25 protein-coding genes and 5 pseudogenes are annotated in these 23,563 nt (G+C 60.5%); 16 read left to right on the top strand and 14 right to left on the bottom strand.

The genetic code is table 11. The features are described 5' to 3' along the window. Positions 1–12: 12 nt before the first annotated feature. Entirely contained in the window at positions 13–990 is a 978-nt protein-coding gene (locus tag K6I40_RS23175; RefSeq protein WP_222917104.1) for an ROK family protein, read from the bottom strand. Positions 991–1,138: 148 nt separating this feature from the next. Here K6I40_RS23175 and K6I40_RS23170 point away from each other — a divergent pair, with 148 nt between their 5' ends. Then, positions 1,139–1,573 (top strand): hypothetical protein, encoded by a 435-nt coding sequence (locus K6I40_RS23170; RefSeq protein WP_222917102.1) that lies wholly within the window; start codon positions 1,139–1,141, stop codon positions 1,571–1,573. Between the two features lie 64 nt (positions 1,574–1,637). Here the strand turns inward: K6I40_RS23170 and K6I40_RS23165 are convergent, their stop codons facing one another. Both K6I40_RS23165 and K6I40_RS23160 read right to left on the bottom strand, forming a co-directional pair. After that, complete coding sequence (locus tag K6I40_RS23165; protein ID WP_222917100.1) at positions 1,638–2,102, bottom strand: universal stress protein; 465 nt, start codon at positions 2,100–2,102, stop codon at positions 1,638–1,640. Positions 2,103–2,236: 134 nt separating this feature from the next. Beyond that, a complete protein-coding gene (locus K6I40_RS23160; RefSeq protein ID WP_222917098.1) occupies positions 2,237–2,698 on the bottom strand; it encodes a universal stress protein in 462 nt (153 codons plus the stop codon). Between the two features lie 120 nt (positions 2,699–2,818). Between K6I40_RS23160 and K6I40_RS23155 the strand changes: the two genes are divergently transcribed. The 5 genes from K6I40_RS23155 to K6I40_RS23135 all read left to right on the top strand — a co-directional run bounded on the left by K6I40_RS23155 (position 2,819) and on the right by K6I40_RS23135 (position 5,474). Beyond that, positions 2,819–3,559, top strand: a complete 741-nt coding sequence (locus K6I40_RS23155; RefSeq protein ID WP_222917096.1) for an SDR family NAD(P)-dependent oxidoreductase — start codon at positions 2,819–2,821, stop codon at positions 3,557–3,559. Between the two features lie 43 nt (positions 3,560–3,602). Next, positions 3,603–4,067: an MOSC domain-containing protein gene (locus tag K6I40_RS23150; RefSeq protein WP_222917093.1), complete on the top strand. Its 465-nt coding sequence runs from the start codon at positions 3,603–3,605 to the stop codon at positions 4,065–4,067. 90 nt (positions 4,068–4,157) lie between these two features. Further along, the gene (locus K6I40_RS23145; protein ID WP_222920477.1) at positions 4,158–4,337 is read left to right on the top strand and encodes a hypothetical protein; all 180 of its coding nucleotides are present in this window, start codon (positions 4,158–4,160) and stop codon (positions 4,335–4,337) included. Next, entirely contained in the window at positions 4,334–4,933 is a 600-nt protein-coding gene (locus K6I40_RS23140) for a cysteine hydrolase family protein (RefSeq protein WP_222917091.1), read from the top strand. The genes K6I40_RS23145 and K6I40_RS23140 overlap by 4 nt, the downstream gene beginning before the upstream one ends. Before the next feature lie 73 nt (positions 4,934–5,006). Beyond that, complete coding sequence (locus tag K6I40_RS23135) at positions 5,007–5,474, top strand: pantetheine-phosphate adenylyltransferase (RefSeq protein WP_222917089.1); 468 nt, start codon at positions 5,007–5,009, stop codon at positions 5,472–5,474. Between the two features lie 24 nt (positions 5,475–5,498). On the opposite strand, the gene K6I40_RS23130 is transcribed toward K6I40_RS23135, so the two are convergent. The 4 genes and pseudogenes from K6I40_RS23130 to K6I40_RS23115 form a co-directional block, all read right to left on the bottom strand. Continuing rightward, positions 5,499–6,296: a ZIP family metal transporter gene (locus tag K6I40_RS23130; protein WP_222917087.1), complete on the bottom strand. Its 798-nt coding sequence runs from the start codon at positions 6,294–6,296 to the stop codon at positions 5,499–5,501. Positions 6,297–6,407: 111 nt separating this feature from the next. Continuing rightward, positions 6,408–7,660, bottom strand: a pseudogene (locus K6I40_RS23125) (digeranylgeranylglycerophospholipid reductase). A gap of 450 nt (positions 7,661–8,110) precedes the next feature. After that, positions 8,111–8,527 carry a universal stress protein gene (locus K6I40_RS23120; RefSeq protein WP_222917085.1) on the bottom strand — a complete coding sequence of 139 codons (417 nt, stop codon included), beginning with the start codon at positions 8,525–8,527 and terminating at the stop codon, positions 8,111–8,113. A gap of 180 nt (positions 8,528–8,707) precedes the next feature. Continuing rightward, complete coding sequence (locus K6I40_RS23115) at positions 8,708–8,857, bottom strand: ribbon-helix-helix protein, CopG family (protein ID WP_222917083.1); 150 nt, start codon at positions 8,855–8,857, stop codon at positions 8,708–8,710. Between the two features lie 201 nt (positions 8,858–9,058). Here K6I40_RS23115 and K6I40_RS23110 point away from each other — a divergent pair, with 201 nt between their 5' ends. Beyond that, positions 9,059–9,298: a hypothetical protein gene (locus K6I40_RS23110; protein ID WP_222917081.1), complete on the top strand. Its 240-nt coding sequence runs from the start codon at positions 9,059–9,061 to the stop codon at positions 9,296–9,298. 206 nt (positions 9,299–9,504) lie between these two features. On the opposite strand, the pseudogene K6I40_RS23105 reads toward K6I40_RS23110, so the two are convergent. Then, positions 9,505–9,749 (bottom strand): annotated as a pseudogene (locus K6I40_RS23105) (multicopper oxidase domain-containing protein); the annotation flags it as partial. Between the two features lie 199 nt (positions 9,750–9,948). On the opposite strand from K6I40_RS23105, the gene K6I40_RS23100 reads away from it, so the two are divergent. After that, positions 9,949–11,055 carry an aminotransferase class V-fold PLP-dependent enzyme gene (locus K6I40_RS23100; protein WP_222917079.1) on the top strand — a complete coding sequence of 369 codons (1,107 nt, stop codon included), beginning with the start codon at positions 9,949–9,951 and terminating at the stop codon, positions 11,053–11,055. 41 nt (positions 11,056–11,096) lie between these two features. Here K6I40_RS23100 and K6I40_RS23095 read toward each other — a convergent pair whose 3' ends face one another. The 4 genes and pseudogenes from K6I40_RS23095 to K6I40_RS23080 all read right to left on the bottom strand — a co-directional run. Beyond that, positions 11,097–12,026 (bottom strand): ribonucleotide reductase, encoded by a 930-nt coding sequence (locus K6I40_RS23095; protein WP_222917077.1) that lies wholly within the window; start codon positions 12,024–12,026, stop codon positions 11,097–11,099. 118 nt (positions 12,027–12,144) lie between these two features. Continuing rightward, complete coding sequence (locus K6I40_RS23090) at positions 12,145–12,648, bottom strand: hypothetical protein (RefSeq protein WP_222917075.1); 504 nt, start codon at positions 12,646–12,648, stop codon at positions 12,145–12,147. A 293-nt stretch (positions 12,649–12,941) separates the two neighbouring features. Then, positions 12,942–13,661: a hypothetical protein gene (locus tag K6I40_RS23085; RefSeq protein WP_222917073.1), complete on the bottom strand. Its 720-nt coding sequence runs from the start codon at positions 13,659–13,661 to the stop codon at positions 12,942–12,944. Between the two features lie 138 nt (positions 13,662–13,799). After that, positions 13,800–14,492, bottom strand: a pseudogene (locus K6I40_RS23080) (transposase); the annotation flags it as partial. Between the two features lie 48 nt (positions 14,493–14,540). Between K6I40_RS23080 and K6I40_RS23075 the strand changes: the two are divergent. Then, positions 14,541–15,686, top strand: a complete 1,146-nt coding sequence (locus tag K6I40_RS23075; RefSeq protein WP_222913923.1) for an ISH3 family transposase — start codon at positions 14,541–14,543, stop codon at positions 15,684–15,686. A 191-nt stretch (positions 15,687–15,877) separates the two neighbouring features. Here K6I40_RS23075 and K6I40_RS23070 read toward each other — a convergent pair. Beyond that, positions 15,878–16,174, bottom strand: a pseudogene (locus tag K6I40_RS23070) (IS5/IS1182 family transposase); the annotation flags it as partial. Between the two features lie 111 nt (positions 16,175–16,285). Between K6I40_RS23070 and K6I40_RS23065 the strand changes: the two are divergent. From K6I40_RS23065 to K6I40_RS23050, 4 genes and pseudogenes are all read left to right on the top strand, one after another. After that, entirely contained in the window at positions 16,286–16,540 is a 255-nt protein-coding gene (locus K6I40_RS23065) for a hypothetical protein (RefSeq protein WP_222917071.1), read from the top strand. 55 nt (positions 16,541–16,595) lie between these two features. After that, positions 16,596–17,015, top strand: coding sequence for a hypothetical protein (locus K6I40_RS23060; protein WP_222917069.1), 420 nt, complete (start codon positions 16,596–16,598; stop codon positions 17,013–17,015). A gap of 98 nt (positions 17,016–17,113) precedes the next feature. Further along, positions 17,114–17,276: pseudogene (locus K6I40_RS23055) on the top strand (ISH3 family transposase); the annotation flags it as partial. Positions 17,277–17,418: 142 nt separating this feature from the next. Then, positions 17,419–18,321, top strand: a complete 903-nt coding sequence (locus K6I40_RS23050) for a hypothetical protein (protein ID WP_222917067.1) — start codon at positions 17,419–17,421, stop codon at positions 18,319–18,321. 481 nt (positions 18,322–18,802) lie between these two features. Here the strand turns inward: K6I40_RS23050 and K6I40_RS23045 are convergent, their stop codons facing one another. Further along, positions 18,803–19,036: a hypothetical protein gene (locus K6I40_RS23045; RefSeq protein WP_222917065.1), complete on the bottom strand. Its 234-nt coding sequence runs from the start codon at positions 19,034–19,036 to the stop codon at positions 18,803–18,805. A 198-nt stretch (positions 19,037–19,234) separates the two neighbouring features. Here K6I40_RS23045 and K6I40_RS23040 point away from each other — a divergent pair, with 198 nt between their 5' ends. The 3 genes from K6I40_RS23040 (at position 19,235) to K6I40_RS23030 (ending at position 23,529) form a co-directional block, all read left to right on the top strand. Next, entirely contained in the window at positions 19,235–19,885 is a 651-nt protein-coding gene (locus tag K6I40_RS23040) for a hypothetical protein (protein WP_222917063.1), read from the top strand. Between the two features lie 205 nt (positions 19,886–20,090). Then, positions 20,091–23,054: an excinuclease ABC subunit UvrA gene (gene uvrA, locus K6I40_RS23035; protein ID WP_222917060.1), complete on the top strand. Its 2,964-nt coding sequence runs from the start codon at positions 20,091–20,093 to the stop codon at positions 23,052–23,054. Between the two features lie 58 nt (positions 23,055–23,112). Next, complete coding sequence (locus K6I40_RS23030; RefSeq protein ID WP_222917052.1) at positions 23,113–23,529, top strand: hypothetical protein; 417 nt, start codon at positions 23,113–23,115, stop codon at positions 23,527–23,529. Positions 23,530–23,563: the final 34 nt, after the last annotated feature.

Genomic DNA, 23,563 nt, shown 5'->3' with positions numbered 1-23,563 from the left:
ATTGCGGGCGGGTCAGCCCCGTAGTCGTCGCCGATCCCCAGTCCCCTCGGTCAGGGCGCTCGCCAGCGCACCTTCGACGACGACATCGTCGCCGAGGTCGGTGACGCGGATCTCGGGGACGTTCGTCATCACCATCTCCGACACGCGTTCGCGGATCGGGTCGACGACGAGCTCCTCGTTGTGCAGGGCGACCGCGCCGCCGAAGGAGACGACGATCGGGGCGAAGGAGTGGACGACGTTGGTCACGCCGATGGCGTTCCAGTGGGCGAGTTGCTCGATGACGTAATCGGCCAGTTCGTCCTCGCCGGCCAGTTCGAAGATATCCTTCGCCGTGAAGTCCGGCCCCTCGAGCGGGAGGGCCGTCGAGATCGTCGGGTCGTCTTCGGCGAGCAGGCGGGCGTAGTCGGGGATGGCGTTGCCCGAACAGTAGGCCTCCCAGTGGCCGTCGCGGCCGCAGCCACAGGTCAGGCGACCCTGCGGGTCGACGACGCAGTGGCCGACCTCGCCGACGTTGCCGTCCCAGCCGTTCATCACGGCCCCGTCACAGCAGACGCCGGCACCGATCCCCGAGGAGATGGTGATGTAGGCCATGTCGTCCGGGTTGCTGGCGGCGTGAAAGCGCTCGCCGATGACGCCCGCAGCGGTGTCGTTGTGGAGGTAGACGTCCTCGCTGTCGATCAGTTTCGTGATCGGTCCCGTCAGTGGGATCCGATCGATCGAGTTAGGAAGGTTGGCGGGATCGATCACCGCTCCCTCCGCGAGATCGAACGGGCCGATCGAACCGATTCCGGTGGCGGCGATTCGCTCGGGATTGACCCCGGCGTCGCCACACGCCTCGCGAAGCGTTCGAAGGACTCCTTCCGTCACGTCGATACCCGTCGGTCCGCGTGGTGTGGATCGGCGGCTCACGCCGATCGTCGTCCCGTCGGCCTCGGCGACGATGGCCCGGACATTAGTCGCGCCGAGATCGACGCCCGCATAGTAGACCATTCTATCCTAAGGGACGACCGCGGCCGTACTTAACTACCCAGATTATACTCGACAACGAGTAGCGATTTCGATACGTTACGGACCCGATAGGTGACCGACAGCGAGCGGTCGGCGACACACGTATGGTACCATGTCTCATAGTTGGCGTATGGCCACCGACGACACGCATCCGAATTCGGACACGTCAGCCGAGTCGGAACCAGTGCTGTCCGACGCGGAGTGCGAGGCCCTCCACGAAGTCGAACTCGGCCTCGAGTGGGCCCAGCGGGCACAGGGCTGTCTGCTCGAGTTTCACCACGCGACGGGCCACGGGATGGACCACCTCTACCGGGCCGAGGAGTTGCTCAGGGCGACCGGTCACGACAAGTTCGCGGACGAAATTCGAACCGAACTGCTTCCCCACGGCGTCGTCGATGAGGAGCGCTGGTCCTACGATGTCCTCGAGGACTTCCAGGAGACGCTGTTGGCCGAGACGCGATCGCTCGAGCGACGGGTCCGACGGGAGCTAGCTGACGGTCAGCGCCACGTTCGCGAGCGCCGACAGGAACGGGAGTGGAAGCGATACGCTGACGAGCAGGACTGAGGTGACGGCGGGCAAACGAGAGAGTCGGGGACGGAACACGGGGTCCGAGAGCGTCGCGTCGTCGCTACTCCATCACGTCGAGATCGCGGAAGTAGGTGACCGGACAGGGTGCCTGTAGGATGATTTCCTGCGAGACGGAGCCGAGAACGGCCTTTTCGGCGGGCGAACGGCGACGACCGCCGACGATCATGCGGTCCGCATCGACGTCGATCGCCATGTCGACGACTTTTGTACTGACTTCGCCGAGCGCGCCCTTGATCTCGTACTCGATGTTGGCCTCCTCGAAGCGGTCGGCCAGTTCGGGGACCGGCGCGCGCTGGGCAGCGACCTCGTCGGGGTCGACGTCGTCGACGCGGGCATCGAATCCGAGGTCATCGTAGATATCCTCGTACTCCTCTTCCGTGAAGGCGTGGCCGATCACGACCGTCGCACCGAGTGGCTCGGCGATTTCGAGTGCCGTCTCGGCGAGTTCCGGTGCACGTACTGAGTCCATCGGTCCGACTGCGAGGAGTACTGTATCGATTGCCATACCGTCACAGTGGTGAGGCCACCCGCTTAAGTATTCTCGTCGTTGCAGTATTGCGGAAATCGCGCCGATAGAGCGGTGTTGCCACTATTGTAGCAAACCAAACCGCCAAGCGATACTACTCAGTGGTTGCTGAGTTACTCGGCTGCTTCGTCGTGTCGGACGAACGTGACAGGACAGGGTGCCGACAGCAACACTTCCTGTGCCGTCGATCCGAAGACGGCTTTGCCGGTCGGCGACCGGCGTCGCCCGCCAACGATAACGCGGTCCGCATCAGTGCTGGCCGCCAGATCGACGATCGTCGGCCCGTGTTCGCCGACCGCGCCCTGGACCTCGTAGTCGACATCGTGCTGGTCGAGGATATCCTGCAGATCGTGGATCGTCGCGTGACGCGCTGCCACCGCGTCAGGATCGATCTCGTCCATCTCGGGATCGAACTCGAGGCGGTCGAGCACGTCGTCGTACTCGCTGCTGTTGAACACGTGTGCGAGGACGACGGTCGCATCGGCTGGTTTCGCTACCTCGAGAACTGCTTCGGCAAGTTCGTCGCTGCGGTCGGCGTCGCCGGGGCCGACGGCGAGTAATACTGTGTCTAGCATAGATGGCGGGTTGACCATGCACCGACGTAAATCCGCGGGTTACGGAACCCAATGTCCCGTCGACACAGACGAGGCTCGGTTTCCGGGCGATTTTTCCACGCCGTTGCCGACTGACACTGCATGGAGGGACCCGACCTCGCAGGACAGACGGTACTCGTCACAGGGAGCGCGAAAGGTGTCGGTCGCGAACTCCTGTTGGCGACGGCCGACTGCGGCGCGCGGACGGCGGTTCACTACCACACGAGCGCCGACGCTGCTCGCGAGGCGGCCGACGACGCCCGCGAGCGCGGTGCGGAGGCAGCGATGACGATCCAGGGCGACGTGACCGATCCCGAGAGCGTCGACGGCCTCTTCGCGGCCGTTGAAGCCGAACTCGGCCCCGTCGACGTACTGGTCAACAACGTCGGCGACTTCGCGCCCGCCCACTGGGCCGACCTCGAGTTCGCGGACTGGAACCGAGTCCTCGAGACCAATCTCACTGGGACCTATCTCTGTTCGAAGCGGGCGCTGCCCGGGATGCGAGAAACCGAGTATGGGCGGATCGTGAATATCGGCTACGCCTCAAGCGAGCAGGGGCTCGTCAATCCCAAGAACTTCCCCTATTTCGTCGCCAAGAAAGGCGTGTTGATGTTTACGCGCATGCTCGCGGCGGACACGCAGGACGACGGAATCACGGTCAACGCCATCTCGCCGTACGTCGTCGAGAACTCCGATGAGTTCCCCGAGGAATTGCCCCGCGACCGACCCGCGAGCTTCGAGGATCTGATCGGGCCGCTGTACTTCTTCCTTGATCCCAAGAGCGACTACGTTAGCGGGGAAAACCTCGAGATCGACGGCGGCTGGTTACCCGAACGCGTCTGAGGCAACCGATTGATATACCTCGATCGCGGCCGTCTCCGCGCTCATGTCGTCGACAGGAACGGTCCGGGCAATCCACGTCGCGCCGGAACAGGGAGCACCGACGGAACGAGTCGACCGCGTCCGAGCTGCCGCCGAGTGCGGTCTGGAGGGCGACCGCTACTACAGTGCCGACGGGACGTTCGCCGACCGCGAGGGCAGCGACGTCACGCTCATCGAGGGCGAGGCACTGGCCGCGGTCGAGCGTGACTACGATATCGACTTCGAGCCTGGCGTCCACCGCCGGAATCTCACGACTACCGGAATTGCGCTGAACCACCTAGTGGACGATCGATTTCGGATCGGCGAGGTCGTCTGTAAGGGCATCGAACACTGCGAGCCGTGTTCGTATCTCGAGCGTCACCTCGAGGCGCAGGGGATCCGCGAGGCGCTCGTCCATCGCGGCGGACTTCGGGCGCGGCTCCTCGAGGGCGGCGTCGTGACGAGCGGTGACCGTATCGAGCGAATATAGATCTAATCGGCAATAACAGCATCATACGACCCCTATTCTGACGGTCAGAGAAACAAAATATACGTTCCACCGGATGACATGTGAGAATCAATGAACGAGTCTGACATCCAGTCGCTGATGGATCAGGCGACGCTCGATCGGTGTGTTCGGGCCCGGGAGGCCCCCGAGTGGCCCCAGTACATGTTCTCGGAAGACGACGCGCAAGCGCCGTCGACGTGTCCAATCACGATCACTCGGGCACATCCGAAACCCGCTGTACAGCTCCCATGACGGACGCCGAAGCTGAAACCGACGAATCGGGCGTCGACCGCGCCCGACTCGCGAACGCCGTCCTCGTCCTGATCGACTTCCAGCGGGGGTTCGACGACCCCTCGTGGGGCGACCGAAACAACCCCGACGCCGAAACGAACGCGGCGCGGCTGCTCGAGCACTGGCGCGATCGAAGCCGGCCGATCGTCCACGTTCGCCACGATTCGACGGAACCCGACTCGCCGCTCCAAGGCGACGGCCCCGGCTTCGAGTTCAAACCCGAGACGGCACCGCTGACGGACGAACCGACGATGGTGAAATCGGTCAACAGCGCGTTCATCGGGACGGACCTCGAGGGCTGGCTGCGCGATCGAGGCCTCGAAACGGTCGTCATCGCGGGGCTCACGACTGACCACTGCGTCTCGACGACGACGCGAATGGCGGAGAACCTCGGTTTCGACCCGATTATCGTCGGCGACGCGACCGCGACCTTCGCTCGGTCCGTCGACGGCGAGACCTTCGATGCGGAAACGGTCCACCGCACCGCGCTAGCCCACCTCGAGGGCGAGTTCGCCGAAGTGGCGATGACCACCGAACGTCTCGAGCGCGAGTCCTGAGCTGACGACAGCAATCGGTCCAACGAGCAGTGTTCCGCACATAACTATAGGGACACTCGTACTCGAGTCGCGTATGCGAGTCGCAGTCGCCGGCACGTTCGGGCCGCTCCACGACGGGCATCGAACGCTGTTCGAACACGCGCTCCGATTCGGTTCGGACGGCGTCGTCGTTGCACTGACGGGTGATGACCTCGCGGTCCAGACGCGTCACGAGCCCCGTCCGATCCCACCGTTCGGCGAGCGAGTGCGGGCCGTCTCGGACGCCATCGCCGGACTCGACGAGTGGGACCGCGACGTCGAAATTCGGGAACTCGAGACCGAGTACGGAATTGCCACCGACGAGCCGTCGATCGACGCGCTGGTAGTCTCTCCCGAGACGGCCCCTGAACTCGAAGTGATCAACGACCGCCGCCGGAAGCGCGGCTTCGAGCCGCTGTCGGGAATCGTCGCGCCCTACGTCCGTGCCGACGATGGCGAGCGCATTTCCTCGACCCGGATCGTGAACGGAGAGATCGACGAACACGGGCGGGTGCTCGAGTAGGTGTGACGACGGCCACGACCGCCGCTACACGAACGTCAGCGGCACCATCACGAGGATACCGACGACGATGCCGCCCGCCAACTCCGGCTTTCCACCCCACGGCAGCCGTTCGCCGATCTCGAGCGCCTCAGGGACGAACTCCGTGAGGACGAGATAGATCATCGCGCCGGCGGCGAAGCCAAAGCCGTAGGGCAGGAACTCGCGGGCGTAGCGGACGAACGCGAACGCGACGACGGCCCCGATTGGCTGAGGGAGACTCGAGAAGACGGCCCACCAGACGAGTTTCCAGTTCGCGACGTCCATCGAGCGCAGGGGGATCGAGATCGCGGTCCCCTCTGGAACGTTGTGGATCGAGATTGCGATCGTCATGAAGATCGCCAGCACCGGAATCGTAAAGCCGAGCAGCTCGGTGCCACCCTCGAGGCCGAGATCGGCGAAGGAGACGCCGATGGCGACCCCCTCTGGAAAGCTATGGACGGTCAGGACCCCGAGAATGAGGACGAGTTTCTTGAAATCGGCCTCCTCGTACGTCCGTGGATCGATGTCAGCGTCCAACAGCACGTCGTGGGCCACGACGACGAGCGCGATGCCGGCCACCATGCCGATCGCGATTTCGAGGGGCGTCCCCTCCGCCAGCCCCTCCTCGACGAGACCGAACAGCGACGCCGAGACCATGATTCCCGAGGAGAGTCCCCAGAGAACCACGTTTCGCCGGTCGCTGATCCCCTCGAAGAAGAAAAACGGGAGCGCACCGAGACCGGTCGCCAGCGCCGTGAGCAGGCCCGCGACAAACACTAATAGGAGGTTCTCGAGGAGCGCCATCTATCGGATATAACGGACCGATCATACAAATTGGCGGCGAAGGCGGCGTCTATAACCGTTTTTCCGGGTCAGGTTCGGACCGGCTATCGAACGAGAGGGGCCGCGGTTTGCCTACGAGAGAAGCGATCCGAGATCGAGATCCAGCCGCTGTTTCGCGAGGTCGACGAGCAATGGTGCGTCCCCGGGCTCGAGCAGTTTTGCGATGGCGCGGACGTTACCCTTGTTCGCCTCGGCCAGCATGTCGTCGTCGAGTCGCTGGAGGTCTCGCATGAGGTCGTCGTAGCGCTCGTTCGGTGCGAGATAGAGGAGCTGTGTCATCAGCAGCCGGCTCTTGGCGTTGGGTGCGACGTCGCGGTGCCAGAGCGTGTCATAGACCTCGAGGTTCTCGGCGGTCGGCTCGACGCCATCGTGTTTGAGACAGCTGTCGGCGGTGGCAGCGGCTGCGCGACCGGACTGCATGCATTTGTTGATCCCTTCGCCCCAGAGCGGGTCGAGGGTCGGCACGGTATCGCCGATCGCCATGAACCGATCGGTGTGGAGTTTGGTTGGTTCCTGAATGTGGGCCGAGCCGCGGTGTTGCTTGCCCTCGATCGGTTCGGCGTTCCGGAACCGCGGATCCGTCTCGAGCCAGTGAGAGAGGTAGTCGTCGATAGTGAAATCGTCGCGACTGTACTGGTCGTGGCTGCCGTTCTGGATGTAACAGAGGCCGACCTTGGCAGTGTCCTCGCCCGTGTGGAAGATCCAGGAGTAGCCGCCAGGGGCGATCTCGTGGTCCAGTCGTAACATCATAGCGTCGCGCAGGTCCGCGAAGCCGGGGCGATCGATGTCGATCCCCTCGAACTCGTACTCGATGCCGATGGCGTGATTCTCGCGTTTGAGATCGACGATGTCGAGTTTCTTCGCGAGAGGCGCGCTCGGTCCCGTCGCGTCGATCATAATATCGCCGTAAACCTCTTCGTCGCCGTTGTAGGTGACACCGACGATCTCGCCGTTTCCATGATCGGCGCGGTGACGCGAGCGTCGAACCGGTACTCGGCCCCGTCGTCGCAGCTGTCTTTCACCAGATAGCGTTTGAAGTCCGCGAACTCCAACACCGCGCCGGTCTGGTCGCGGACGTAGTGTTCGGTCGGCGACTCGAGGACGACGCTGTCGGTGTACTGCATCACGACGTCGTCAGGGATACCGAAGGCAGCCATCATGGAGTGGAAGGTCCCCGCGGTGGACTTGTTACTCTGGCGCGGGAACTCGTCCTCGGCCTCGGTCTCAAGGACGACGACGTCGTACCCCCTGGCGGCGAGATCGCGGGCACACTGTGCGCCGGCGGGACCGGCACCGGCGATGACTACGTCGTAGCGGTCGTTCATGTAATCCAGACTGTGGTGGACCTTAATTAGTTTGTCCTGTTACGGTCGCCGGTACGTGGCGGAATCCCTTGAGTACCGGCCCTGACACTGGAAGAGCGTAATACCGTGATCACAACGTCGGTATCGCGCGATATTCTGCCATCCAATCAGGTCGAACAGAACGGATGTATGCGTCCTTTGTGTCGTGGTCAGAGTTGCCACGTCACTCGACGAGTTTCCGGACGGAATGCCAAGCGAGAGCGAGTGGTAACTCGGGCAACGACCGCTCCACGAGTACGTCACCCCCAGCGGCGGAACAACTTCACCCCCCAGCAGCGGAGCAACTCACTCACATCGCGATCAACGACTCCGGGACCGAACGCTACGAGGACCTCAACGATGCGATCGGTCTTTGTTTCGATGCGCTGGTAGGAGTTCCTCTGCTGACGACGAAACGGCTCGAATCGATTGTTATCGAACGATCGTCACCGGAACGGGTGCCTGTCGAGCGGTCTGCTCCGCCACGCTGCCCAGCAACACCCTCGAGAAGCCGGTCCGGCCGTGACTGCCGACGATGATCCGGTCTACGTCGTTGGCCGCGGCGTAGTCGACGATGGCGTCGGACGGCTGGCCGATAATCGTCTCCGTCTCGAGCACGCAGCCGTGGTCGGCCGCGCGGTCCTCGGCTTCCGCGAGCAGTTCCCGGGCGGCTTCCTGCTGGCGCTCGAGCAACACGTCTGGGCCGAGGTGTGCCACCTCGCCGTAGCTGCTATCGGTCGGATCGATCGCGTGAACGACCGTGAGCTCGTCGTCGGGGTGTTTCGTACACGCGAAGTCGAGTGCTGCCCACCCCGGCTTCGAGTCGTCGAGCGCGACCAGCAGGTGCATATCGACTAATACGGGGACCAACCACTTGAGTGTCATCCACTATCATACTTGATCAGCCGGAGCGTCTCGAGGAACCGTCTCCGCGAACGCAAGTCCGTCGTCGCCGGCTGTCTCCTCTGGCTGTTTCCTCATCGGTCTCGTCAGTGGCAGGGACGGACGGGGATTCGAGCCCCATCCTCCTTACTCGGAGTACCCTTCCTGCAGGAACGCCCCTTCGGTCTCGTACATCGAGACCAGTTCCTCGATGAGTTCCTCGGGCGATTGGCCCTCCTCACAGTGGCTGTCGAGTCGGTCTTTCAGGTCGTCGTCGATCTCGAGTGTTTGTGTCATGGTGGTAGTACCGTCACGGCGCGATCGGAGCGCGGTCGAACGCGTGGCCGTATTGTCGGGAGCCAGCGTCAAATAGTCCCGGGACGCGTGTGCAGCCGGAGTTGACTACCGCTGAACGACGGGCGACGATTGGGACATTCTCGGAGGGACCGGCACGAGACGGCCGTTCGTTTACCCGGATGGTCGCGGTAAGAAACGACTATGACAGCGCCACTGACCGACGACGCGGTCGGCAAGACGGTCGTCGATGTCGAGGGAAAGGAACTCGGCATCGTCTCGAAAGTCGAAAACAAGAGGGGCTACGTCGATCCCAACCCCAGCCTGGCGGAGCAGGTGCTCGCCTCCGTCGGCTGGGAGGGCGAAGACAAGGAAGACTATGTCATCACCGAGGACATGCTCCAGCGGGTTGACAACGAAGTAGTCCTGCGAGGCGAACTGTAACGCCTCGAGTCGGACAGTCGAAACTACTCGACGGACCCATCGTCGAACGACTGTTCGCACCAGGTCGTCCAGTCGGAGAGCCGCTCGAGTTCGCCGCCCTGCTGGCGGATCGCGACGGCCGTGTTGAACAGGACGGCGGCGACGAGCGGCGTCCCGACGAGCCGATGGCGTCCGCAAACAACGGCACCTCGAGACGATCGCTCGCGATCGGGGACCTCGAACGTGAGGGTGACCCGATCGCCGCGCCGGACCCGGATCATCGGTCCAGGGCCTGCCCTTCGAAGGTCATGTACTCGAAGGTGACCCCCGGCTCGATCTCGGCGGTCACCCGCTCGGTCCGGATCGTAATGTCGTGTTCGCGAGGCTCGTCCCAGTCGACCGGCTCCGGGATGTCCGTGGGATCCCGCGCGATCCGGTCAACGTCGACGGGCTTCGCCGCCGGCAGTCCCTCCGCAACCGCCGGCTCGTCGGTTCCAGTGCTGTTCCTGTATGGTGGACATACGTTCAATAGCATCGACGATTCCCGAGGAACGGTAATTATATTGGCCGTTCCCTGTATATTGTGGGCATTCATATACTCCCACAGGGCGAGGCACGACCGCGATGGTTAACCGCCAGAACGAACACGGAACTGGACGAACGACCATGCAATGGATCCGATCGAGATACGCGAGTCGATGCCGGCCCTCGAGTCTGGCGTCTACTGCAACTGGGGTGCCGGCGGCCCGAGCCCGCGCCGCGTCGTCGAGGCGGCCGAATCGGCGCTCGAGCACCACGAGTATGAGGCACCCACGGCAGACGGAATGTATCCCGCAGCGTTCGACGTCTACGACGAGGCGCGGACGGCCGTCGCCGACCTGCTCAACGCCGCGCCGAGCGAGATCGCACTCACACAGAGTACGACCGACGGAATCAACCGCGTTGCAGGTGCGTTCGACTGGGACGAGGACGACGTCGTCGTCCGAACCGACCTCGAACATTCGGCGGGGATCCTGCCATGGCAACGCCTCGAGCGCGAGCACGGCGTCGAAGTTCGGGTGCTCGAGACCGCTGACGGACGGCTCGATCTCGAGGCCGTGAAAGCGGCGGCCGAAGACGCGACACTGTTCTGTGTGAGTTCGCTCACCTGGACCCACGGAACGCGACTACCGATCCGAGCAGTCGTCGACATCGCTCACGACGCCGGAGCGCTGGTCCTAGTCGACGCCGTGCAGTCGCCCGGTCAGGTACCCGTCGACGTCCACAAGTGGGGTGCCGACTTCGTCGTCGCAGCGGGCCACAAGTGGCTTCTCGGCCCCTTCGGTGCCGGCTTCCTCTTCGTCCGCGACGGCGTCGAGCGGGATCTCGTCCCCGCCGCGATCGGCTACCGCAGCGTCGCGGATGAGAACGCCAGCGACTATCGGTACGCAGCGGGAGCGCAACGGTTCGAGGTCGGCACCGCGAGCCCCGCTCCGTACGCCGGACTGACGGACGCGATCGACGTGCTCGAGGACATCGGAATCGAGACGATTCAACGGCGGATCGAAACGCTCACCGACCGGCTCAAGGACGGCGTTCCGGATGAGCGACTGTTGAGCCCGCGAGAGTACGAGTCCGGACTGGTGACGATCGCCGACGACGACCCGGAGGGGGCTGTCGAGCGGCTCGCCGATCGGGGAATCGTCGTCCGGCCGCTGCCGGCTCCGGACGCGGTCCGCGCGTCGATTCACGCGTTCAACAGCGAGGGGGACGTGGACACGCTGCTCGAGGCGCTGTAGGTGATCCAGCGGACGAGAGCGGGAGCCTTCGGCCTCACGCGTCAGTCGGCGGCTCGTCGTTCCTGAAGGGCGGCCCGAACGTCACTGTACCGCTCAAACCGGTCGGCACCGATGTAGTCGACGGTGTCCTGCAGGTACTGGGTTATCTGTTCGCCGATCTCCCGCGGGTCGTAGCCGTCGAACGGCTGGTCGTCGTCAAGGGGACCCGTTAGCAGTCGATTCTCGACGTACTCCTCGATGCGCGGCTCGTAGACGTCCACGACGATGGCGGGTTCGGCCTCAGCCAGTTTGCTCATGACCCAGCGTCCGTTCTCGATGTGGCGCGTCTCGTCCTGTCGGACCTTGCCAATCGCCGCCTGGAACGACTCAAGGACGACGTCTCGGTCCATCTCCTCGGCTTTCAGTTCGATCATCTGATCGAAGCTGAGGTAGCCGCCGCGGGCGAGTTGCGCCTCGACGATTCCCATATAGTTCAGATAGGCCTCGCCGAGCGCATAGACGAGTTCGGTTCGGTCGCCGCTGTCGATCGCCGCCAACAGGTCGTCTGCAGTGTCGTAGAGGTCGTCGGTGCTGTACCCCTGCTCCTGATAGCCGCCCTCGCGGTACGGGGCCGTCTCTTGGGTGCCGAAGACTTCCTCGAAATATCGGCTGAAGAAGTCGGTGTGCTTGGCCTCCTCGTACACCTGCTGGGCCAGGTACATCTCCTCCTGTACGGTGTCGAACGGCATCTCGTCGTTCGGCAGGGCATCCAGCGCCATCATGTACGGCGCGAGGGTCCGCGTGACGTCCTCCTCGCCGTCGTAAAATCCCGAACACGTCGCGAGGAACCGGTGTTGTTCGGCCTCGGCGAACTGGTTCCAGTCCTCCCGGTCCTGCTCGAGGTCATACTCGTCGGGATCCCAAGTGCCCTCTCGTTTCCCCTTTCGGTAGAGTTCGTAGGACGTCTCGCGCTCGCTGTAGTCGATCGCCATATGTTGTCTATACAACACTATGCGCAATGAAGATTCGGGTGAGTGTCACAAGACGGGCGCAGATCGGCGGCTGGACGGCACAGCGCTCGCGTTCCTCGCTCCGTTCCGCTCGGTCCAGTTATTCGGTCTCGGAATCGGCCGACGCAGCCGCCGCCTCGACCATCGTCTGTCGTTCGTCGAAGTATACCGGCGCGTCGGCGTCGGCTTCGAACTCGACGACGCGAGTCAGCGCCTCCTGGCCGTCGTCGACGGTCGACGGCAGCTCTTCGGCCAACTCGGTGTAGTCGGCGGCCAGGTCCTGAAACGCCTGCATCCGGGCCTGTTTCGCCTCGACGAGGAGTTGCTTCTCCTCGAGTTCCTGCTGTAACTCCTCGATTGCCGTGACGTCGACCTCGCTGGCGTCGGGCACGTCCGCGGTCGAGGGCGTTTCGGTCGCCTCTACCTCGTCGGGCAGCGCCTCGAGGCGCGACCGGATCTCGGCCATCTCCTGATCGATCTCGTCGAGGAGTTCGTCGGCTTCCTCGCCCATCGTCTTAACGCTGCCCGAGAGCAGCCCGGCCTGGGTGCGGCAATACTCGACGAAGTCCTCAACCGCGAGTGCGTCCGCGGCGTCCTCGCTCATGGTCGCCCTTTGGGCTGCCGGCCGAAGTCACTTTGGTCCGGGTACTGATTTCCGGGCTCGAGACCGGGTCACAGCGATCGCGGCTCCGGAAGCGGTCAGTCGATTCGTGTTACGGGGATCGAGACGTGAAGTGGACGTTTCGGAGACGATCGTCGACGTTGCTCTTCGCTAGCTGTTGCTCGACGGTGGGCTCGTACTTGGAACGTACCGATTCGGTCAGTAAAGGGTGAGCATGTAGACAACCCGGTACTGGCCGAAGGATTGGGGGCGAGGTTATTTTCCTACTATGAGCATTACTCTTTGAGCGTGACGACCCCTTCTGTTGAGTTAAAATGGATACGGCGCTTCTTATCAACTGTGAGACTCACGCGAGCAAATTCAAAGTCGTCGGATGGCTGTTCAACTTTAAGAACAGAAAACCACGTGTCAATATCGTCGGTTTGTTCGTAGGGGTCGGTATAGTAGCCATAGAGATTAACAATACCCCCATCCACTTCCATACGCGCCCAGCGGTGTTCAACTGAACCGGAGCCGAAACCAGACTCAACAAGGAGTAACATATACTCGTTGAAATCAACGGTATAGAGTTCATCTTTGTGAAATACCGCCTTATAGTCATCCATATTTTGCACTACTCTAACTTCATAGGCCCCCTTATTTGGACTATTTACATCTGTGAAGCTAGTATCCCGTACATGACCAACTGGGACAGACAGAGTCTCAAACGTGAGTGACGACTCGGTATCCATGTGTTCGCCGAGGTACTCATCGTTCCACTCGTCGAAATCTTCGGGATTATTTGGCTTATCCGACTGCTCTATCTTGTAGGAGGGTTTAGTGACTCGTGGGTCTTTTTTGATTGTCTTTTCATTGGTTCCATCACTGATTCGGGATTTATTATTGTCTTTATTCCCGTTCTCACTACCATCAGTTGGTAGACTATCTGCGAGACACCCAACAGATGTGGTTGAGACGCCGATCCTGACACCAGCGAGGAAATGGCGACGTTCCATATTCCAATTAATGGATATGAAGTTAAATATATTTTATGTATACAATTATACTTCATAGCTCCACTAGCTGATCAACATTCTTATTTTGCGGATGATTGTGTTTTGAATACCATAGTCGAGCGTGTCATAGAATCCATCTCATAATATCTCACAGCCCGGATCGTTTCCTCGCTCGTAGTTGGTGATGGCAACGACGAGTCGTAGACAGAGCGCAACAAATACTTCTGTTCGTGCGTGAACGCGGCCTCGGGCGCGGACATGCCCGAGGCCGCAGTCCTTGACCGCGTCGTTGGTTCGTTCGACGCCTGTCCGGTTGTTGTACGTCTCGTCCAAGATAGATTGCTTCAGCTGAACGTCCTCGCTATGTTCCTCGATGCGATCTTCGACCCTGTACCCGATGTCTTTCGGGTCGTCAGTGTTTCGTGGATTGTACGGAGCGATTGGCACGACCCCTGCGGCCAGCAGGTGGTCGTGCCAATCGAGGACGTCGTAGGCGCTGTCTCCCAGCATCCAGACCGGCGTACCGACGGCGAGCGCGTCACGCATGACGCGCATCGCCGTCTCTTGAGATGCTTGCTTGGATTGGGTGAATTCCGCTGCAATTGGGATCTTTGAACCGGTTGAGACGATTGTACAACCGAAGCCGTAGTAGTACTCCTCGGCTGTTGGGTCGTAGTTCCACGATGCAGCGTCGTTGTACTGGATCGCTTCGACGTGGGTTGAATCGATAGAGTATGTTGAGTCGAGCAGGCCGCGGACAGCGGCCTGCTCGACGAGCCTGTCGAAGACATCGTCAACAATGTGTTCGAGGTCGGTGAGAAAGCGATCAATCCTCAGTCGATCACATCGGATTAGGATGAGTGTCTGCTTGGCGAAGGTGTGAAAGCAACCCAAGCAGACAACGAGCTAAAAGAAGAGCACCTGCTTAATTTTGTCGTCAACAGTCTCGATGAGGAACTTTCGCTGGAGCTCGGGGAGAATGTAGCGGTCACGACGGAGGAATTGTACGAGGTCCTCGCCGGCGCCAGCGCCGGCGGGACCTCAATCAATCACGTCTGCGAGAAAACAAACGACTCGCCCCACGCCAATACCGTCCGTGGATATCTTACCGATCAGTTCGATCTTGATACCGTTGAAGCGGTTGGGAACACGCTCCTTCAACGGGATGTTCTTGAGACGCTTCCAGATCGACCGGTGGAGGTCGTCGCCGACCTCCACCTCGATCCCTACTACGGTGACGAGGACGAGACGGAGTCACTGTATTTCTCGCAGGCGAAACGAGGAACCACTGCCTTTCACGCCTACGTCACGCTCTACGCACGGGTGCGTAACAAGCGATACACACTGGCGGTTCGCCAGCTGGTCGCTGGCGAAGTCACCAGCGATGCTCTTGATGAGTTCCTCGAACTCCCCGACGGCCTTGACCTGCGCGTCAAGGCCGTCTACCTTGATCGCGGATTCTACAACAGCACCTGTCTCGAACTGCTGTACGCGCACAACTACGCCTACATCATGCCAATCGTCAAGTGGGGTGAGACGATTCAAGACGAACTCAGCAGAGGCTGGAGTCGCGTGATCGAACACGAACTCGCTGGGCGGGTAACATTCCCTGTGTTCATCGACTGTGTCTACCAGCGAGGACGATACGACGAGCACGGGGTGGCGCGTCACGGCTACGCCGTTGACGCGCCGTTCATTGACACACCACAGGATGCACGAGAACACTATCGCAAGCGCTTCGGCATCGAATCAAGCTACCGATTAGCCAAGCAGAGCCTCGCTCTCACCAGTTCACGGGACGCTGGGCTTCGGTTATTGCTGTTTGTCGTGAGTCTGTTGCTGCAGAACGTCTGGCGATACCTCCACTGGATGTACGTGGCGGCGCCCCGCCGTGGGGGGCGCCGCCTCTGGGAGTGGTCGTTCACGGAGTTCTGTGAGATGGTGGTTCGTGCTGCCTGGACAGCCCTCGGTGTGCGCAGAGCTGTCCCAGCGAATCAACCACCCGACGACCGGTTCTTCCGGTAGCTGTCCCTGAATTGGGGCTGCGCTCGTGAGTGGCTACACTGTCGCGTCGGCGGCGATCCGCCGCCGACAGCGACTGACTGATGTCAGATCCTGCCACCACCATCGTTCCGAAGGCTATCCAGACATTACGGACGTAGATTCAGTGCCTACTGGAGGAGATCGTGAGCCTCTCGATGTGATCGACTGATCCTGTCTCTAGATGGCGGTTTGTCGAGTCCGCAGTAATACCAGACAAGGCCGTTCTGAAGTTCTCGTGTAACTGGGCGCGTACCGTAGACATCCTCGTAGTAGCAGTGCAGAAAGCCACGAAAGAGATCTGGTGGCTGATGCACTCGTGTTCGCCCCCGCCTGCCGGGGGCGAACACGTCGTACTCCAGCAGAAACTCGAACACAAGATGATCAAACAGCGGTACTGTCTCGGTAGCCGCCGCATCCAAGAAGTCGTCTACCGAAGCTACGTCTTGCAGGGCGTTGGTACTGCTGGACACAGTTTCCAAACCCTGCGGCCTCCCACGGGAGGCTTTCCATGATACGATCCAGTGGGAGAAAGATAATTTTATATATATATATATAGTAAGGGATAAAATGTTGATGGAGTCATGAAAGAAGATTACAATGATATCAATAGGCGTAGTGTTCTCAAATCAGCTAGCGGTCTTATTGGTGGCAGTCTCATGGCTGGCTCCGCCGCTGCGGCAAAGGACAAGAAAGCGATTGGCAATCAGAAAGCCAACAAGTTCGAAAAACTCACAGATTCGATCACGGTCGCCAACGGTAAGGCAAAAGTGAAAGGTCAGGTGAACGCACTCGGGAAGGAAAAGCGAAACGTCGGACATCTGGGAAGGAAAAGTTGAGATCTCTGCTAACGGGAAATCGCTCACATTCACTGCCCAAAAAATTGCTAAACAAATGAATAAAGGTGTAGAAAAAGGATACTGGAAAATAAAAGAGAGTGCCGGCGAACTTGACGTTGATCTAACCGAAAAAGGGCGTAGTCGATTTCTCAAGAGTGGCAACAATCGCAGACGTCGGGTCCAGGCCCAAAGCCACTGTGATGGGAAAGTAGGGATTAGCGACGACGTGGGCTATCTTGATGACGACGCCGTCGATAGTATTCAATGGGGAGCCGTATTATCTGCCGGCACCTTCACTATCGCTACTGTGATCGCCGCCTATTTTGCAGCAACTGCATTGGCGCCGGTTGTGATGGCAGTGGCGGCCGTCCTCGCGACGACGACTGCGATCTATATCGGTTTGACTAATGAAGGATGTGGCATTGAAATCAGGTCTGATTTAGAGATCATATCTTCACAGCATTGTGACTGCTAAGACTGGTACTTCCCAACCGACGTAATCAGCTGAATCGTATCGACGAGTTGGTCATGAGAAAGTCTGCGTCTGGATGTGTTCAGCATCCGTTTACAGCCGTCGTCCGACCGCGAAAGGGTGGGCGCGACCTGCCCGAACAGTTCACATTCCAGACGTTCTGTGGCTGGATTCGCCACGAACTAGAAGCAGAGGTAGCGCGGCGGTGGAAGATCGAGACGAACGTATCGGCGTCCCGACGCGTACGCTCCGGTCGCGGGCTGACGGCCAGCCCGCGACCTTGGGCCGGTGAGTCTTCAGTAACAGCACTCGTCAGAAACCGCTTCAACTCCCTCCTTCACGCTGAGGTCAACACTCAGTTTTCAGCGTACCTAAATACTTTATACGCCCCACATCAAAATCAAATATGAAATATAATACCGAAAACTCGGTAGTTTCACCGGATGGATTGGGTCCTCGATTCGGCGTGCTCGTCGGCAGCTACGTAGCCGCGCTGATTGCGCCGACGCTTACTCTGTTCACTGTGGAGTATTTGGGCTTGCGCAGCAAAGTGCTTGCATTCGCCGTTCTAGGAACGATCGGTATTACTATCGGTTCCGGGACGGCATTCCTAACAACCGACAACGGACAAATAGCCTCTTGGCTGAACTCAGGTTGGGTAGCCTGGCTCTTCCCGCTTCTCGGACTCGTTCCAATGATGGCTTACCATTTTAGTGTCCTCGAGGTGGTCGCTGTCTATCTCATTGACCCGGCTTCCATCCCCGTGTCAAGTCTCGTCGGTGCGACTGGGTTCCTACTCGGGATTGTCGCAGCTGTGGCAGGTGAGATTGCCATACTCACGGCTCGTAATCGGGTTGCGTCTTCCGCTATCGCATCCGAGAACGTCCTGATAGAATGGACTTCCAGGTGGCCGCGGGCTCACAGAATAAAAGTGCAGATATTCACCATGGTCACTGGATTGGTCCCAGTTGGACTACTTTCATTTTGGCTTCCTCCATATCTGACTGTGTTAACTGCTCTCGTTGTCGTCGTCACAGTATCTAGTACAACAAACACAGTGCTGTCTGATAGAGCCTATAAGCTTACTCCGGCTGGGTTAGAGCTTCGTCGGAGTGGAGGTGGAAAACTTGTCACCTGGCGCCAATTTATACCAATGTCACAGATAAAATACGTTACAGTGTTGGAGAACCATGTAATATTACATCGATCCGGTCTTTTACCGAGTATTCGATTCGATCGAAACGATCTCCGGTTTGATGACGAAGAAATCATCAATAATCTCGAAGAATACCTTAATAGACGAGAATAAGGTGACACAGATCCGTCCCATAGCGTGATAACCCTGCCTCACGGAGCGTCTTCTTGCCCTGTGCTTTCGCCTCGTCGTCGCTATCACAAACTACGAACGCGGAGACAATCCGGGAAGCACGATCATCACGATGTGAGAAGAGTTCTATGACACCCTCTAGTCAGTAAGCAAGTTCACATAGCGAATTGCTGTTCTTCTTTGCAGGTAGTTCAGGTTAGAGTTCTATGTGGAGACTACCTACCAATTGCCCAGTTCTACGTCTGACACTTGTCTCAAAGCCCCAGAAGGCTTCCTATATTGAGTATGTCATAGAGGGTAGCGGCTGCAAGTCCGATAGCGGCACCGATAAGGACTTTCCGTATTATGTCCATTAGAGTAACAATTGACGTTTAGATTGTTTAGTTCTGACAATAAGTTCGAACATATAGTGAACGGGATATTCACTAAAATGGCTGAAAAAGGTTTCAGCGGAGCCGGAACGCTATTTCTTGTGCGTGAAGATGACCACCTGATCGTCCGCCGATCCTACACACAAATCCAGTTGCTTCGACAGATTGAGACTCGCCGGATTCTCTTTGCAGACGACGAGGTCATCGAACTGGGAGTCACAGGCCGGGCAGGCGACTGCCACCGTGTTCTGATAACTCTTGATCGCCTCGTTTTCCTCACGAAACGTCAGCGAGGACACGAGTTCGTCGAGATCGATATCGTCCATACGCCCTCTTTCGAGCCGATATCCATAAATACAGGCGAAAGAGCGGTCTGATCGTCTCGCAGACCGCAGGCCGATTTATCGTGTCCGCCGAACTGAGACCGCGTCGAACTGCGATACCGTGGAACTGCGGCTCTCGACGCCGTTGGGACCCACCGATTGAAGAGCGTCGGGCCCGCCAGACGTGACCTGTACCACGGTATGACCCCGCGATATACCCTCGTAACTGCGATCACACTGTCGACGCTCGTTCCCGCGACCGTCACCGGCCGAAGCGACCTCGAGGACGTCGTCACGAACCCCGCGACGCTCGAGGAACTGGCGCTCGCGGTCGGGCTCTACGTCCTCGCGACCGTCGTCATCGGAGCGCTCGTTCTCGCGGTCTCCCAGTCGTCCGTTCGGCGGATCGAAACCCGAATCGTCGAGGAACCGGTGACTACGGGCGTGATCGGCATCGCCATTCTGGTCGGCGGCGTCGTCGCGTTCGCGGTCCTGATGGCCGTCGCGTCGCTCCTCGTCGCGGTCGGCGTGCCGGAACCGGTCGGGACCGGACTCGAGGCACTGACGGTCGTGTTCCCAATCGCGCTGACAGTTTCCAACACCGTCGGTGTCATCGTCCTCGGCTCGAGGCTGCTCCGGCGGGCCGGTCGCGGACCGAAACCGAACCCGTGGCTCGCGCTCGTCGTCGGCGCGATCACGGTCAACGTCCTCTATCTGATTCCAGTGGTAAACATCGTCGTCGTCCTCGGTCTCGTCGCCGTCGCGACCGGTGCGATTGCCAGCCAGTGGTGGCACAATCGCGGGGACGAGTCGTCCGATTCGACGCCCCGCAAGCGTTCAGCGGATGGCTAATTTTGGGGGACGCGAGCGACACGCCACACCAAACTCCACCTCCCTGCCGATTCGTGACGATACCGACGACGGCCGAGTGTCATGTGCCAACCAATGACGTGGCATCGGCCTTTCAGACTCGTTAAGTCCTTGCGGCCACTGACTCAGATACAATGAATCTGGAACTGCGTCGACAAGAGAGACAGTGTCTATTTGCGACCGAACGATGAGTAAGGATTACATCGACGTACGCGGCGCAGAAGAGCATAACCTCAAGGACATCGACGTCACGATCCCCCGCGAGGAGTTCACCGTCGTCACCGGCCTCTCGGGCTCGGGGAAGTCCTCGCTGGCGTTCGAGACAGTCTACGCGGAAGGGCAACGGCGCTACATCGAGAGCCTCTCGGCGTACGCCCGAAACTTCCTCGGCCAGATGGACAAGCCACAGGTCGAGACCGTCGAGGGCCTCTCGCCGGCGATCTCGATCGACCAGAAGAACGCCGCGAACAACCCCCGCTCGACCGTCGGAACGGTCACGGAACTGCACGACTATCTGCGGCTCCTCTACGCCCGCGTCGGCACGCCACACTGTCCCGAGTGCGGTCGCGAAGTCGGCGAGCAGAGTGCACAAAACATGGTCGAGCGCATCCTTGAACTCCCCGAGGGAACGAAGGCCAAACTCGCGGCACCCGTCGTCCGCGACCAGAAGGGTGCCTTCGAGGACCTCTTCGAGGAACTCGTCTCCGAGGGGTACGCCCGCGTCGAGACCGACGGCGAGGAGTACGACCTCACGATGGACGACCCGGACTTGGACGAGAACTTCGATCACACCGTCGACGTGATCGTCGACCGCGTGAAGGTAAGCGCTGAGGACCGCCCGCGCATCATCGACAGCGTCGAGACGGCGCTCGACGAGGCCGAGGGCGTCCTGAAGGTCATCCTCCCAGACGCCTCCGAAGAGGTCGCCGCGGACCTCGGTGAAGAGGCCCGCCGGACCGGCGCGCTCGGCGAGGAAACCGAGGAGAACGACCGTTTCGTCGTCGAGTTCTCGAAAGATCTCGCCTGCACGCACTGCGGAATCGATATTCCCGAGATCGAGACCCGTTCGTTTTCGTTCAACTCGCCACACGGTGCCTGTCCGGAGTGTGAGGGTCTCGGCGAGACGAAGGAGGTCGACGAGGACCTCGTCCTGCAAGACGAGTCCAAGCCGCTCAAGCACGTCTTCGAGCCCTGGAGCTACAACCGCTCGTACTACCAGACCCGCCTCGACGCCGTGGCGGAACACTTCGGCGTCTCGCTGTCGACTTCCTTCGAAGACCTCGAGAAGGACGTCCAGCAGGCGTTCCTCTACGGCACGGACGGCGAAGTGGTGTTCAAGCGCAGCACCAAGAACGGCACCCGCCGGAAGCAGAAGCACTTCGAGGGCGTCATCCCGAACTTAGAACGCCGGTACCTCGAGACCGACTCCGACTCGACGCGGGAACACATCGAGGACTACATGTCGGTCACGGAGTGTCCGGCTTGTGACGGAACGCGGCTGAAGCCCGCCTCGAGAGCAGTACTCGTCGACGACACCTCTATCACGGAGATCAACGCGATGAGTATCGGCGACGCTCGCGATCACTTCGAGGCGATGGAAGCAGACCTCACCGAGCGCGAGAAGGTCATCGCCGAGGAGATTCTAAAGGAGATTCGAGCGCGACTCGGATTCATGTGTGAAGTCGGCCTCGACTACATCACGCTCGATCGGGAGGCCTCGACGCTTTCCGGCGGTGAGAGCCAGCGGATTCGCCTCGCCACGCAGATCGGCTCCGGGCTGGTCGGCGTCCTCTACGTGCTCGACGAGCCCTCGATCGGGCTCCACCAGCGGGACAACGACCGGCTACTGGACACCTTAGAAGAGCTACGCGACCTCGGGAACACCCTGATCGTCGTCGAACACGACGAGGAGACGATGCGCCGCGCGGATACCGTCATCGACATGGGGCCTGGTCCCGGCAAGCGTGGCGGCGAGGTCGTCGCCAACGGCTCCGTCGAAGAGGTCAAATCGGCCGAGGACTCCGTCACTGGCGACTATCTCTCCGGTCGGCGGCAGATACCGGTGCCCGATGAGCGACGCGACCCCGACGGCGCGCTGACGATCCGCGGCGCGCGCCAGCATAATCTCAAGGATCTCGACGTGGACATCCCGCTGGGCTGCTTTACCGCCATTACGGGTGTCTCCGGCTCCGGGAAGTCCACCCTCATGCACGAGGTGTTCTACAAGAGCCTCGCCCGCCAGATGAACGACAACACGTCCGTGATTCCGGGCGACCATGACGCCCTCGAGGGACTCGATCAGATCGAAACCGTCCGGCTGATCGACCAGTCGCCGATCGGCCGGACTCCACGATCGAACCCCGCGACGTACACCAGCGTCTTTGACTACATCCGCGAGCTGTTCGCCTCGACGAAGCTCTCGAAACAGCGGGGCTACGAGAAGGGGCGCTTCTCGTTCAACGTCAAGGGCGGCCGCTGCGAGGAGTGTGGCGGCCAGGGCACCGTCAAGATCGAGATGAACTTCCTGAGCGACGTCTATGTTCCCTGCGAGGAGTGTGACGGGGCTCGCTACAACGACGCCACGCTCGACGTCACCTACAAGGGCAAGACCATCGCAGACGTCCTCGAGATGAGCGTCGAGGAGGCCTACGACTTCTTCGAGTCCTCGGGCCAGATCCGCCGTCGGCTCAAACTGCTGAAAGACGTCGGACTCGACTACATGAAACTCGGCCAGCCCTCGACCACCCTTTCCGGCGGGGAGGCTCAGCGGGTCAAACTGGCAGAGGAACTCGGCAAGAAGGACTCGGGCGAGACGCTCTACCTGCTCGACGAGCCCACCACCGGACTCCACAGCGAGGACGAGCGCAAACTCATCGACGTCCTCCACCGGCTGACCGACAACGGCAACACCGTCGCCGTCATCGAGCACGAACTCGATCTGGTGAAGAACGCCGATCACGTCATCGACCTCGGCCCCGAAGGCGGCGAGAACGGTGGCGAAATCGTCGCGACGGGTACCCCCGAAGACATCGCACGACTCGAGGACTCCCACACCGGGCGCTACCTGCGCGACCTGCTCCCAAAGATCGATCTCGAGGGGCCACGCGGTGAACGCGTCGAGCCCATGACGGCACCGATGGACGACGACTGATCGACGAGCCGCGACGAGTGGGAACCACTAACTACGACCCCGCCAAATCAGCCGCGCAATGAGCGGGCTGAAGACAGTCGTTCGCCATGGATTCACCGGTGGCGGCGTCGCAACGCTACTATTAGCGGGCCTCTTCGTCGTGAGTGGTGGCTCGACGACTCCGTCGACGTTGTTACTGATCGGTTGGCTCACCGCCGTCGGTGTGGTATTACTCCTCGCCGGGACTCGAGAGCGACTCGCCATCGGCGATCGGACCGTCGGCTGGCCCCGTGTCGCCGCGGTCGGAATCGGGATACTCGCTGTCGGCTGTGGCGGGTTCGGGCTCTCCCAACTCCGCGGGCTCGAGGCCACCAGCGGTCCGTGGCTGCTCACTGCCACAGCCACGGTCTTCGCGATGGGATATCTCATCTGGTTCGCCCGCGAGTGCTGGACCGGTGGCCGACAACTGGACGGCGAGATGTTCGCCGTCGAGTAACGGTTCAATCGCGTGGTCTGTCCGTTTCAATAGT

Origin of the sequence: Natrinema sp. SYSU A 869 (assembly GCF_019879105.1) — an archaeon.
Taxonomy (GTDB): domain Archaea; phylum Halobacteriota; class Halobacteria; order Halobacteriales; family Natrialbaceae; genus Natrinema.
The sequence above is the reverse complement of the archived record's forward strand: the minus strand, read 5'-3'. Positions and strand labels throughout refer to the sequence as shown.